General features: G+C 68.3%; 16 protein-coding genes. 4 read left to right on the forward strand and 12 right to left on the reverse strand.

The genetic code is table 11. The features are described 5' to 3' along the window. Positions 1-4 precede the first annotated feature (4 nt). The 6 genes from SK803_RS12865 to SK803_RS12890 are packed head-to-tail and all read right to left on the reverse strand — an operon-like array spanning position 5 to position 4,763. Positions 5-955, reverse strand: a complete 951-nt coding sequence (locus SK803_RS12865; RefSeq protein WP_319966178.1) for a TIGR03557 family F420-dependent LLM class oxidoreductase — start codon at positions 953-955, stop codon at positions 5-7. Further along, positions 952-2,709: a thiamine pyrophosphate-requiring protein gene (locus SK803_RS12870; protein ID WP_319966179.1), complete on the reverse strand. Its 1,758-nt coding sequence runs from the start codon at positions 2,707-2,709 to the stop codon at positions 952-954. The genes SK803_RS12865 and SK803_RS12870 overlap by 4 nt, the downstream gene beginning before the upstream one ends. Next, on the reverse strand, positions 2,706-3,428 hold the full coding sequence (locus SK803_RS12875; protein ID WP_319966180.1) for a metallophosphoesterase family protein: 723 nt from the start codon (positions 3,426-3,428) through the stop codon (positions 2,706-2,708). The genes SK803_RS12870 and SK803_RS12875 overlap by 4 nt, the downstream gene beginning before the upstream one ends. Then, entirely contained in the window at positions 3,425-3,673 is a 249-nt protein-coding gene (locus SK803_RS12880) for a BON domain-containing protein (protein WP_319966181.1), read from the reverse strand. Before SK803_RS12880 ends, SK803_RS12875 begins: the two co-directional genes overlap by 4 nt. Beyond that, positions 3,636-4,226 (reverse strand): nucleotidyltransferase family protein, encoded by a 591-nt coding sequence (locus SK803_RS12885; protein ID WP_319966182.1) that lies wholly within the window; start codon positions 4,224-4,226, stop codon positions 3,636-3,638. Before SK803_RS12885 ends, SK803_RS12880 begins: the two co-directional genes overlap by 38 nt. A gap of 36 nt (positions 4,227-4,262) precedes the next feature. Next, positions 4,263-4,763: a GNAT family N-acetyltransferase gene (locus SK803_RS12890; RefSeq protein WP_319966183.1), complete on the reverse strand. Its 501-nt coding sequence runs from the start codon at positions 4,761-4,763 to the stop codon at positions 4,263-4,265. An 85-nt stretch (positions 4,764-4,848) separates the two neighbouring features. Between SK803_RS12890 and SK803_RS12895 the strand changes: the two genes are divergently transcribed. Next, positions 4,849-5,073 (forward strand): zinc-ribbon domain-containing protein, encoded by a 225-nt coding sequence (locus SK803_RS12895; RefSeq protein WP_319966184.1) that lies wholly within the window; start codon positions 4,849-4,851, stop codon positions 5,071-5,073. A gap of 73 nt (positions 5,074-5,146) precedes the next feature. On the opposite strand, the gene SK803_RS12900 is transcribed toward SK803_RS12895, so the two are convergent. Then, positions 5,147-5,731: a DUF998 domain-containing protein gene (locus SK803_RS12900; protein WP_319966185.1), complete on the reverse strand. Its 585-nt coding sequence runs from the start codon at positions 5,729-5,731 to the stop codon at positions 5,147-5,149. A gap of 137 nt (positions 5,732-5,868) precedes the next feature. Between SK803_RS12900 and SK803_RS12905 the strand changes: the two genes are divergently transcribed. Beyond that, positions 5,869-6,552: an SRPBCC family protein gene (locus SK803_RS12905; RefSeq protein WP_319966186.1), complete on the forward strand. Its 684-nt coding sequence runs from the start codon at positions 5,869-5,871 to the stop codon at positions 6,550-6,552. After that, on the forward strand, positions 6,549-7,376 hold the full coding sequence (locus SK803_RS12910; protein ID WP_319966187.1) for an alpha/beta fold hydrolase: 828 nt from the start codon (positions 6,549-6,551) through the stop codon (positions 7,374-7,376). The genes SK803_RS12905 and SK803_RS12910 overlap by 4 nt, the downstream gene beginning before the upstream one ends. Here the strand turns inward: SK803_RS12910 and SK803_RS12915 are convergent. The 5 genes from SK803_RS12915 to SK803_RS12935 all read right to left on the reverse strand — a co-directional run bounded on the left by SK803_RS12915 (position 7,286) and on the right by SK803_RS12935 (position 11,702). Beyond that, positions 7,286-8,491, reverse strand: coding sequence for an MFS transporter (locus SK803_RS12915; RefSeq protein WP_319966188.1), 1,206 nt, complete (start codon positions 8,489-8,491; stop codon positions 7,286-7,288). The genes SK803_RS12910 and SK803_RS12915 overlap by 91 nt on opposite strands. Positions 8,492-8,519: 28 nt before the next feature. Next, the gene (locus SK803_RS12920; protein ID WP_319966189.1) at positions 8,520-9,098 is read right to left on the reverse strand and encodes a Pr6Pr family membrane protein; all 579 of its coding nucleotides are present in this window, start codon (positions 9,096-9,098) and stop codon (positions 8,520-8,522) included. Positions 9,099-9,105: 7 nt separating this feature from the next. Then, entirely contained in the window at positions 9,106-10,263 is a 1,158-nt protein-coding gene (locus tag SK803_RS12925) for an NAD(P)/FAD-dependent oxidoreductase (protein ID WP_319966190.1), read from the reverse strand. A gap of 82 nt (positions 10,264-10,345) precedes the next feature. Next, positions 10,346-11,290, reverse strand: coding sequence for an RNA polymerase sigma factor SigJ (sigJ, locus tag SK803_RS12930; protein WP_319966191.1), 945 nt, complete (start codon positions 11,288-11,290; stop codon positions 10,346-10,348). 13 nt (positions 11,291-11,303) lie between these two features. Further along, complete coding sequence (locus tag SK803_RS12935; RefSeq protein ID WP_319966192.1) at positions 11,304-11,702, reverse strand: DUF2000 domain-containing protein; 399 nt, start codon at positions 11,700-11,702, stop codon at positions 11,304-11,306. Here SK803_RS12935 and SK803_RS12940 point away from each other — a divergent pair. After that, on the forward strand, positions 11,701-12,513 hold the full coding sequence (locus SK803_RS12940) for an AraC family transcriptional regulator (RefSeq protein WP_319966193.1): 813 nt from the start codon (positions 11,701-11,703) through the stop codon (positions 12,511-12,513). The genes SK803_RS12935 and SK803_RS12940 overlap by 2 nt on opposite strands. Position 12,514: the final 1 nt, after the last annotated feature.

Consider the following 12,514-nt stretch of genomic DNA (forward strand, 5'->3'; position numbering starts at 1 on the left):
GCTGCTAAACGTCGATCAACGGCGTGACTTCCTTGGCCCAGAACTCGAAGAACTCGCGCTGGTTGGACCCGATCTGCTGCACGTGGACCTCGTCGATCCCGGCCTCCGCGAACTCCTTGACCTTCTCCGCGTACTGCTCGGGATCCGGCCCGCACGGGATCGACTTGCGGATCATGTCCCGCGTGACCAGCTCCGAGGCCTGCTCGAAGTGGCGCGGGGTCGGCAGCACCTGGGCCAGCTCGCCGGGCAGGCCGTCGTTGGGCCACAGGCGGTGCGCGGTGGCGACAGCGTCCTCCTCGGACTCGGCGTAGCAGACCTTCAGCCCGCTCTGCGCCGGTCCCCGCCCGCCCTCGGAACGGTACTGCTGCACCAGGTCACCGGCCGGGCCGACGCAGATGTAGCCGTCGCCGCAGCGCGCCGCGAGCTTGACCGCCTTGGGACCGAACGCGGACACGTAGATCGGCACCGGGCGTTCGGGGACGGTGTAGATGCGGGCGTTCTCGACGGTGTAGTGCTTGCCGTGGTGCGTGAGTTCGTCGCCCTGGTGCAGCGTGCGGATGATGCCGATCGCCTCTTCCAGCATCTCCAGCCGCACGTCCGCGGACGGCCAGTGCGAGCCCAGCACGTGTTCGTTCAGCGCCTCGCCGCTCCCCACGCCGAGCACGAACCGGCCCTCGCACTGCACGGCCGCGGTGGCTGCGGCCTGCGCGATGACGGCCGGGTGGATGCGGACGGTCGGGCAGGTCACGGCCGTGGTGATCGGCACGGACACCGTCTCGGACAGCGCGCCGATGGTGCCCCAGACGAACGGCGACTGGCCCTGCTCGTCGTTCCACGGGTGGTAGTGGTCGGAGATCCACAACGACTCGAAGCCGTGGTCCTGAGCCATCCGGGCGTTGCGGACCAGGTCGCGCGGGCCGTGTTCTTCGGAGGAGAGGAAATAGCCGATTTTCACGGGAGCAACTCCTGGATCTTCGTCTTGATGCCGCGGCGCATCAGGTCCCACGCGTCGGGGTCGCCGCGCAGCACGGCTTCGGTCATGTCCTTGATCTGCTCGAACGTCGCGTGCGGCGGGATCGGCGGCACGTTCGGGTCGCAGCGCACGTCGAGCACGACCGTGCCTTCCGACGCGAGCGCGGTCTCCCACGCTGCGCCGAGCTGCTCCGGGTCGTTGACCTCGATGCCCTGCAAGCCGATCGAGCGCGCGTAGGCCGCGTACGACAGGTCCGGAAGTTCCTGCGACGTCTCGAACTTCGGCGCGCCACCCATCGCGCGCAGCTCCCACGTGACCTGGTTGAGGTCGTTGTTGTGGAACACGCACACGACACAGCGGATCTTGTGGTGCCTCAACGTCAGCAGCTCCGCCATGCCGTTCATCTGCATCGCGCCGTCACCGACCAACGCGATCAACGGCCGGGTCGGCTGGGCGAACGAGGCGCCCAACGCGTACGGGACCGCGCAGCCCATCGTGGCCAGCGTGCCGGACAACGAGGACCGCACGCCGCTCCTGATCCGCAGCAGGCGGGCGTACCAGTTCGTCGCGGAACCGGAGTCCGCGGTGACGATCGCGTTGGCGGGCAGGCGTTTCGACAGCTCGGAGACGATCCGCATCGGGTTGACGGGATCAGCAGGCACCTGCGCCTGCCGTTCCACCACCTCCCACCAGCGCTCGACGTTCGACTCGATCGTCTGCTGCCACGAGCGGTCGTCCTTGCGTTCCAGCAACGGAATCAGCGCGCGCAACGTCTCCCGCGCGTCGCCGACGAGGTTGACCTCGGTCGGGTAACGCATGCCGATCGCACGACCGTCGACGTCGATCTGCACCCCGCGCGCCTTGCCGTACTCCGGCAGGAACTGCGAGTACGGGAAGTTCGAGCCGACGATCAGCAACCGGTCGCAGTCGCGCATCATCTCGTACGACGGCCGCGTGCCGAGCAACCCGATCGACCCCGTCACGTACGGCAGGTCGTCCGGCAGCACGTCCTTGCCCAGCAACGCCTTCGCGACACCGGCACCCAACAGGTCGGCGACCTCGCCCACCTCCGCCGCTGCGTCCCGGGCGCCCTGACCGATCAGGATCGCGACCTTCTCGCCGGAGTTCAGCACCTCCGCCGCGCGCCGCACCTCGTCGGTGGACGGGACGACGTGGGAGGAAGGCCGGGAAGGCGGGCTGGACGGGATGTACTTGAACTCGTGCTTGGGCGGCTCGTAGTCCTGCTCCTGCACGTCGTTCGGGATGATCAGCACGGCCGGCGCGCGATCGGCCTGAGCCGTGCGCATCGCCCGGTCCAGCGCGTTCGGCAGTTGCTCGGGCACCGTCACGTCGACCAGGTACGAAGCGACGTCGCGGAACAACGAGTGCAGGTCGACTTCCTGCTGGTAGCTGCCACCCTGCGCGGTGCGGGCGGTCTGGCCGACGATCGCGACGACCGGGACGTGGTCGAGTTTCGCGTCGTACAGGCCGTTCAACAGGTGGATCGCGCCAGGGCCGCTGGTCGCCAGGCAGACACCGACGTCATCGCTGAACTTCGCGTACCCGACCGCGGCGAACGCGGCCATCTCCTCGTGGCGGGTCTGGATGAACGCGGGATCGTTGTCCGCTTTGCCGAACGCCGCCACGATCCCGTTGATGCCGTCGCCGGGGTAGGCGAACACCTGCCGCACACCCCAGTCACGCAGACGTTCGACGATGTAGTCACCGACGGTCATGCGGAAGCACCTTCCAGAACGTAGACCGTGTACGCGGAACGGATGATCGGCTGCGCGACGTTGCGGACCCGCACCCCGCCCGGCGTCATGCCCTGCTCGGTGCCGAAGTGCGCGTGGCCGTGCACGGCGAGATGCGTGCCGGTGGCGTCGATCGCCTCACCGAGCAGGTACGAGCCGAGGAACGGGTAGATCTCGGGCGGTTCACCGCGCAACGTGTCCGGCACCGGCGCGTAGTGCGTCAACGCGACCTTGATGTCGGTGTCCAGTTCGGACAGTGCGCCTTCCAGCGTCTCCGCGATGTCGCAGGTGTGCTGGATGAACGCCTTCATCTCGCGCTCACCGAACGCGCTGCCGCACTTGCCGGCGAACCCGCCGCCGAACCCCTTGACCCCGGCGACGCCGAGCGTGCAGCCGTTGATCCTGGCTTCGAAGGTCGTGCCTTCCAGCACGTGGATGCCCTTGTCCTGCAACGTCTTGGTGACTTCGAGCGGCTTGTCGTCCTGGTGGTCGTGGTTGCCGAGCACGGCGACAACGGGCACCGGCAGGTCCGCGAACTCGTCCGCGACCACCTGGGCCTCGCTGACCGTGCCGTGCCTGGTGAGGTCGCCGGCCAGCAGCAGGACGTCCGCGTGCTCCCCGACCTTCTCGAGCGCGGGCCTCAACCGTCCGCGCATGTCCTCACCGAGGTGCACGTCCCCGACCGCGGCGATCCGGATCATCGCAGGTCCTCCTCACCCTCCGGTTCGCCCGCCGGCGTCACGCGCACGTCGTTGAAGATCGTCAGCTGGGGCGCGGCCTCGTGCAGCACCTCTTCGAGCGCCTTCCGCCGGTTCTCGCACGCCACCTGGCCGGAGAGCATCACGTGGTCACCGCGCACGGTCACCCGCACGCCGAGTTCGGCCGTTCTGGGGTCTTCCGCGACTGCCCTACGCAGGTTTGCCGCGAGGTACTGCTCGGATTCCATTGCCCCTCCCGATGATCTCCAGTCGTTCGATGAGCACCAGGAACGCTTCGGCGTACGGCGAGTGCTTGGTCTCCTCGCGCACCTGCTCCCAGTCGATCTGTTCTCTGAGCGCGCGGGCGAACGGCAGCAGCTCGCTGAAGTCGCAGCGGTGCCCGTCCAGCACGAGCAGCTTGCTGCTCAGCACGAACGTCGCGGGCATCACCGGCAGCATCACCGACCCGACGGGCATCTCCTCCGCCATCGCGAGGATCTCGTCGGTGACGATGCGTTCGTTGGGCCGGAACAACAGGTCCACCAACGAGTCGCCGTCGTAGACCTTCAGCAGCCAGTCCTCCGGCGGCTCAGCGGCCCTCAGTCCGCGCTGCACGAGAACCTTGACGGCCTTGGCCGCGTCGTCTGGACGCACCAGCAGGTCCACGTCGTGCTCGCTCGCCGGGCCACCGCGCGCATAGCCCGCACAGCCACCCGTCAGTGCGAAGGGGATCTCCGCACTGCGCAAGGCGTTGGCGACTTTGGTCAACGTCCTCAGCAGCTCGGCCTGCAGGTCGCTCATGCACTGCCGGTTACCCGGCTGATCGCGGCGTGAACCTCAGTCGGTGGCGAGCCGGGCGTGGGTCTCGGTGTCGTAGCGGACGCCGTCGTAGAGCAGCCGGGCCCGTTCCACGCCTTCCGGCTGGAACCCGGCGCCCAGCGCCACCCGGCAGGACGCGGCGTTGTCGAGCCGATGGGCGAGCTCCAGCCGGAACAGGCCGAGCTCCGCGAACGCGAACTCGCTGACCGCCCGGCACGCCTTCGTCGCGAGACCCTTGCCGCGTGCCCCTTCCCGCGTCCAGTAGGACACCCAGCCGGTGAGGTGGCGGCGCTCGACGCTGGACACCGCGACGTTGCCCACGGGGACGCCCTCGTCCAGCACGGCGAAGGAGTAGGCGGTGTCCCCGGCCCGGCGGGCCGTGAGCGTCGCGATCCAGTCCTCCGCGGTGGCGAGCGAGTCGATCGGGGAGGTGAACTGGCGGTCCATCATCGGCTCGCCGGCCGCGGCCAGGATGATCGGCGCGTCGTCGGGGAGCCAGGGACGCAGCAGGGTGTCCACCTGTCCAGCTTCTGAAGTTCGCGGATCGACCGCAACTCAAGTGGGACATCAGACGTCATAGGGACAGCCAACACAGGGAGCACAGATGGTCATTTTCGGCTGGCGCACGACGATCGAGCAGCTGCGGATGCTGACGCTGGTCTGCGGGCACTGCCATCACCAGTCCGCGCACAACCTGTTCCGGCGCTACACGAAGCCGACCATCTTCTTCATCCCGCTGTTCACCATCAGCAGCAGGTACGGGCTGCAGTGCACCTTCTGCGGTGTCTCCTACGACATCAGCAAGATGCACGCCCATCAGCTCGTCTGAGCCCGGTCCTGGCGGCAGGCCTCACAACCGGGCGCGTACTCGTCGGTGGTGACGCGCCCGCACTCCGGGCAGATCAGTTCGAGAAGGCAGGCCGGTTCAGCCTCAGGGACACCAGCGACGTCCAGATCCAGCCGACCGTCGCCACCGCGTAGAGCAGCACGGTCCCGGAGGGGTTGCCGAGGAACGCCATCGGCACCATCAGGAGCACGCCCGTCAGGCCGCTCACCACCGCCAGCCATCCTCCGAGCCTACGCGCGAACACGAAGCACGCGCCGATCCAGCCGATCATGGCGAGACCGAACGCCACCGCGTGCAGCACGCCGTGCCACGAGATCGAGTCCGGCACGGTGTCGGGTGTCCCGGCCGGGAAACCGAGAGCCGGATCGGCGGTGAACACCCCGCCGAGGATCATCCCCACCCCCATCAGGCCGATCAGCCGCGCCCCCCAGCGCGAGAACCGGGCCATGCCGGTCGCGGCGATGACGAACAGCACGCCGCTCACGACGAAGTTCGCGATCTGGATCCAGCCCAGCGAGCCCAGGCTGAGCATGCTGAACGGGTGCCGTGACAGGTCGAAGCCCTCGCGGGTGAGGGCCTGGGCGTACCCGACGACCAGGTAGAGCGGACCGGCGACGACGCCACAGGCGATGCGGGACATGACTTCCTCCAGAGGTTCGGTACGGGTGAGAACGGAACCACCGACAATATTTTTTGTCAAGACTAGTCTCACTGTCTTGACGAATGTAATTGTCGGCGGCAGGATGAGACCATCCACGAACCTGAAGGGGAGGGCCGATGGGCCACGAGTTCACGAGCACCGACGACATCGAGGTGCCGGCGTCGGTCGAGGACGTCTGGACGGCCATCGCGACAGGGCCGGGCATCGACTCGTGGTTCATGGGCCGCAACGAGGTCGCGAACGGCCAGGTCAAGATGGCGTTCGGCGGGTACGAGCCGACGAGCGAGATCACCGCGTCGGACCCGCTGCGGCACTTCGCCTACACCAGCGGCAAGGCGCCGGACGGCCGGTTCATCGCCTACGAGTTCCTCGTCGAGGGCCTCGAGCACAGCAGCACGGTGCTGCGGATGGTGACGAGCGGCTTCCTGCCCGGCGACGACTGGGCCGACGAGTTCGAGGCGATGACGCTGGGCGGCGCGCTGTTCCGGCGCACGCTGCTCGAGTACCTCAGCCACTTCGCCGGCCGCACGGCCCGCCCGATCACGGTCTTCGGGCCGATGATCGAGAACTGGGACGAGGCCTGGAAGAAGCTCGACGAGGCGATCGCGGCCGAGCTGCCGGACGCCGTCGAGTTCCACCGCAACGCTCACACGCTCGCGCTGCGCACCGACAAGGGCATCTACCGGTTCATGCGCGGGTTCTTCGGCCCGGTCATCGCCGCGCACAACGTCTTCGAGGGCGACGAGTCCGAGCAGGACTGGCAGAACTTCCTCGACACCACCTTGGGAGAGCAGAAATGACGCGCTTCACGACTTCCGCCGACGGCACCGAGGTCGCCTACTCGATCACCGGCTCCGGGCCCGCGCTGATCCTCGTGGACGGCGCGATGTGCCACCGGATGTTCGGCCCCACCACGGAGCTGGCTTCCGTGCTGGACAAGAACTTCACCGTCTACACCTACGACCGGCGCGGACGCGGCGAGACCGGTGACGGCGCCACGCCGTGGTCGCTGGAGCGCGAGGTCGAGGACATCGACGCACTGATCAAGGAGGCCGGCGGCTCGGCGTTCGTGTTCGGCGTGTCCTCGGGCGCGGTGCTGGCGATGGAGGCCGCGACCAGGCTCCCCGGCATCACCCGGCTCGCGATCTACGAGGCGCCGTTCGTCGTGGACGACACGTACGCCCCGCGCCCCGCCGACATCGTGCGGCAGATGAACGACCTGCTCGCCCGCGACGAGCGCTCCGCCATGCTCTCGAAGTTCATGAAGATGGTCGGCGCACCCGGCTTCGGCGTCGCGATCATGAAGCTGACCCCGATGTGGAAGAAGCTGAAGCTGGTCGCGCACACGCTGCCGTGGGACCTGACCATCCTCGGTGACGACGGCCGCGGCGAGAAGCTGCCGGCGGACCGCTGGACCGTGAAGGTGCCGACACTCGCGATGGACGGCGGCAAGTCGCCGGAGTACCTCCGCAACACCATGAAGAACGTCGCGGAGGTGCTCGGGGCGGACACGGAGTACCGGACGCTGCCCGGTCAGACGCACATGTACAAGCCGTCGGTCATGGCGGTGGAACTGGTGGAGTTCTTCTCGCGGGCCCAGCGCACCGCGGGCCCCATCGCGTAGCCGGCCACGACGAACAGCCCGCCGACCAGCAGCCAGCCGATCGAGCCCCAGCCCAGCACGACCGTGGTGAGCAGGGCGGGGCCGATCATGCGGGCGACGGCCGTTCCGGTCGCGAAGAAGCCCTGGTACTGGCCCTGCCGGTCGGCGGGCGCGAGGGAGAAGCTGATCTCCCACGCCCCGGAGGCGAGCATCATCTCGCCGAGCACCTGCAACGCGGCTGCCGCGACCAGCAGCACCGCCGCGGGCCAGGCACCGAAGCTGAACGCCGTCACCGCGAACACCGCGCAGGACGCGAGCATGATCAGACCGGCGTGCTCGACCAGCTTGGACGCGCTGCCGAGGTCGGTGGCGCGGCGCGCGATCCGGACCTGGAACAGCACGACGGCCGCGGTGTTCAGCACCAGCAACGCGGCCGCGAGCCACGTCGGCGCCTCGGTGCGCTGCACGATCCACAGCGGGATGATCAGGCTCAGCAGCGGCATGTAGAGCAGCATCACGGCGTTGATCACCGTGACCAGCGCGTACGGGCGGTCCTTCAGCACGTCGAACTTGCCCTTGGCCCTGGTCATCACGGTCTCCGGCAACGTGCTCAGAATCGCGGCCGCGATGAGGAAGGCGAGCACGTCGATCACGAACACGGCCGTGTAGGCGATCTCAGTGCCCAGGTGCAACGCGAACCCGCCCGCTGCCGCGCCGATCGCGATGCCCGCGTTGGCCGTCGACTGGATCCGCGCACGGGCCCGCGTGCGTTCTTCCGGCGTCGTGAGGCCCGCGAGGAGGGCCTGCCTGGACGCCTGCAGACCGCTCTGGAAACTCGCGTAGAGGCACATGACCAGCACGAACGCGGCGAAGTTCCTGGTGAAGAGCAGGATGCCGATGCTGATCGCCGTCGCCGCGGCGAGCACAACGGCCGTGGTGCGTGGGCCCAAGCGGTCGGCGAGATGTCCCAACGCGACACCCGCCACGGCGCCGACACCCCACGCGAGCGTCAGGGCGAGCCCGACCCGCGTCGCGCTCAGGCCGACGATCTGGGTGAAGTACAACGCCGAAACGACGAGGAAGCCGCCGTCACCGATCGAGTTCGTCAGCTGTGCGTACGCGAGTCGCCTGGTCACGTCGATGACCCTATGGCGGTGATTGGCCCTAGTCGTGGGACAAGGCAGCAGTACTTCTTTGGGCCAATTTGTTGCCGGCCCACGAGACCCCGTAGGCCAGCGCGGCGATGACGACGGCGACGAAGACGCAGTTCAGGAGCACTTCGCCGTACCCGTTCAGGCGCGGGTCCATGAACGGGTACGGGTACCAGCCCACGATCGGTCCCCTGATCAGCGTGTACGCCAGGTAGGCGAGCGGGAAGGACAGCCAGATCCACGCCCGTGTCGTGCGTTCCGGCGCTAGCAACCATTCCACGAGGACCACGATCGGGACGACGACGTGCAGCACCCAGTTCGCGTACGCCGGTGTCTGCACGTCGACGCCCCGCAGCAGCAGCGCGTACACGATGCCCGTGGTGGTCATGTAGAGCACGGCAGCGCCCCTGATCTGCGCCGACACCGGCCCGAAGAACCCCAGCAACATCACGCAGGCCGCGAAGACGTTCGACAGCACGGTGAAGTAGCTGAAGTGGTTGACCAGGCGGAACTTCTCCCCCAGCACCACCACCAGGTACACCTCTGCCGAAAGAACCAGCAGGAACACGGCCATCCGGAGCAGTCTGATCACGTCCGAATTAGAGCGCGGTTTCGTGCACCGCGCTGGCCACGCCAACGCGCCGGCGGCGAGACGGAAGCATGACCGTCGGATGCGAGACGCTCCAAGCAGCGGCCTTGCAGATGAACTCCTTGAGGCGGACGGCGGCCTTGCCGGTGAGAGCGGACGGCTTGGGCCGGTCGTCAGGAGTCACCCACTGCATGACCGCGTCGTTGCGGCCGAGGCTGATGCACTGACCGTTGTAGCCGATCTTGTTCTTCGGCACCTGACCGCCGGTCAGGCGCGCGACGATCGCGTCGGCCGCCTGGTGGGCCGTCGGAACGCCCGAGGCGCAGGACATCCGCAGCGGCGAACCGCTCGCACCCGGCGCGAGGGCGGCATCACCGATGGCGTACACGTCGGGGTGCGAGACCGACCGCATCGAGTCGTCGACGACGATCTGCCCGGTCTCGGAGACCTCCAGAGTCGTGGCCGCCGCGATGGGGTGGACGGCGAAACCGGCGGTCCACACCGTTACCTGAGCCGGGATCTCACGACCGGTGGCCGTGATCGCACAGGTCTTCTCGACCCGCGCGACGTCGACGCCCTCGTGCACGGTGATGCCCAGCCGGTCGAACGCCTGGCGCAGGTGGGCCTGGGCCTTCTCGCTCAGCCACGACCCGAGGTCACCGCGGACCGCGAGCGAGACGTCGAGGTCCGGCCGGGCCTCGGCGATCTCGGTGACCGCCTCGATGCCGGTCAGACCACCACCGACGACGAGCACGGCCGCACCAGCACCGAGGTCGTCCAGCCGGGCACGCAGTCGTTGCGCGGACTGCTTGCCCGCGATGTCCAGGGCGTGCTGGGGAACACCGGAGGCAGCGCTGCCGAGGGCGTAGACGAGGGTGTCGTAGGCGATGTCGCCTCCGTCGGTGTGCACGATCCCGCGTTCGACGTCGACGGCGGCGACCCGCGCCACCCGCACCTGCACTCCGGTGCCCGCGAAGACGTCGCTCAGCCTGCGGACCTTCAGGTCCTGACCGACCGCCAGCTGGTGCATGCGCACGCGCTCGACGAACTCGGGGTCGGCGTTGACGAGGGTGATCTCGGTGTCGGCGGGGTGCAGCCGCTTGGCGAGGCGCCCGGCAGCGTTGGCTCCGGCGTATCCGGCCCCGAGAACGACGATGCGGTGGGTCATGGGTTTCGCTCCTGTCTGGTTGGTGTCGCTTCCTGAACCGGACAGCGACGCGAAACCTGACAGGACTGAGGTGTGAGCTGGGTCACCAGCTTTCGACGAGCGGCTCACCACGGTCGGAGGTGGCCCACTCGCGCGTGACGCGGTCGAGCTTGGCGGGGTTGGCCAGGGTGTGGACGGCGGTGATGCCCTCGGTCGTCACCTCGAGGGTGACGACGGTGACGACCCGTTCGCCGACCACCAGCACCAGCGCGGGCACGCCGTTGACGATCTCCGCGAACAACGACGGACGGCCGCCGACCATCTCCCGTTTGGCCTCGTCGATGGTGAACAGGGTGCGCAGGAACCTCGCCACCTTCAGCGCGCCGGTGATCGGCTTCGGCAGGCTGATGAACACCCCGCCCGCGTCGCCCGCGCTGATCGCGTCGTCGGCGAGCAGCTTCACGAGCGAATCGGTGTTCCCGCTGAGCGCCGCGGCCAGGAACTCCTCGACGATCCGGCGCGCGCCGGACGCGTCGACCTCCACGCGGGTCCTGCCGGTGGCCAGGTGCTGCTTGGCGCGCCGGTAGATCTGCTGGCAGTTGGCCTCGGTGAGGTCGAGGATCTCCGCGATCTCGCTGTGGGCGTAGCCGAACGCCTCGCGCAGCACGTACACGACCCGTTCGTTGGCCGAGAGCCGTTCCATCAGGGTGAGCATCGCGATCGAGACCGACTCCCGCTGCTCGACGGTCTCGGACGGCCCGAGCATCCGGTCACCGGCGAAGACCGGCTCCGGCAACCACTGGCCCACGTAGGTCTCGCGCTTGGCCCTCGCCGAGGTGAGCCGGTTGAGGCAGAGGTTGGTGAGCACCTTCGTCAGCCACGCCTCGGGTGTCTCGACGTACTCCCGGTCGCCTCCCTGCCAGCGCAGGTAGGTGTCCTGCACCGCGTCCTCGGCGTCGCTCGCCGAACCCAGCAGCCGGTACGCGAGCGCCTCCAGGCGCGGCCTGGACTTCTCGAACAGCTCGACCTCACGCGTACCGACCAGCATGGTTCGAAGTCAATCATGGATGCATGCGAGCGCCCTTGAAGATTTTGTCGACGGCGTTCTTCTGACCGTGCACCGCGATCCCGACCAGGTCGAGGTCCTGCGTGTGCACCTTGCGCACGGCGGCCCGGTTGTCCTCGTCGTTGCCCGTCGCGAACAGGTCGGCGGTGAAAATCGCCATGGGCTGGTTGCGGTTCAACGCTCGCCCGTGGGCCTTGGTGAGCAGGTCCTTGTCGCCCTGCAGGACCACGACGGGCTGGCGGAACATCGACAGGTAGGTGACGTCGTCGGCGTCCACGTAGGGCTCGCCGCGGAGTTCCTCCGGCAGGCCGCTGACGAGGAAGGCGGTGACGTTCAGCGCCTGCCAGCCGGCCAGGTCGTCCCGCAGCAGCACAGCGATCTTGGTGTCGAACATGGACTCACGATCGCGGGCACGTGGCTTCGGCGTCTTGTACGTTTTGGACATGGGTGTGGCGGCGTGGAAACCAGCGGTAGAAGGCATCAAGGAGGTCTTCCACGCGCAGTTCACCACCCACGTCTACCCAGCGCACACGCACGATGCGTGGACGTTGATGCTGATCGACACGGGTGCCGTGCGGTACGAACTGGACCGTCACGAGCACGGTGCTCTCGTGGACGGCGTCACGCTGTTGCCGCCACACGTGCCGCACGACGGCCGATCCGCCTACCCGACCGGCTTCCACAAGCGCGTGCTGTACCTCGACGACGCCGTGCTGCCGCACGAGCTGATCGGCAAGGCCGTCGACACCCCGATGCTCGTCGATCCGCTGTTGCGGCAGCGGGTCCACCAGCTGCACCTGGCGCTGGAGGACCCGTTCGAGGCGTCGAGCCGGCTGGCGTTGATCACCGAACGCCTCACGCACCACTTCGCGGGCACTTCGCCGGCCGTGCACGCGGATCCGACGCTCGCCGACCGGTTGCGGCAGCTGCTGGACGCCTCGCTGCCCACCGGAATCTCGCTCGCCGAGGCGTCCGTCGAGCTGCGGACCAGCCCGACGCACCTGGTGCGGGCGTTCAGCCGACGGTTCGGGCTGCCGCCGCACCGGTACGTGACCGGGCGCCGGATCGATCTCGCGCGTGGCTACCTGGTGGACGGCCGGAGTGCGGCGGAGGCGGCGGTGCTGGCCGGTTTCCACGACCAGTCGCATCTGACGCGCCACTTTCGCCGTGTCCTGGGTACGAGTCCCGGCCGCTTCGTACGCTGAC

The organism is Lentzea miocenica (genome assembly GCF_033949945.1).
GTDB lineage: Bacteria > Actinomycetota > Actinomycetes > Mycobacteriales > Pseudonocardiaceae > Lentzea > Lentzea miocenica.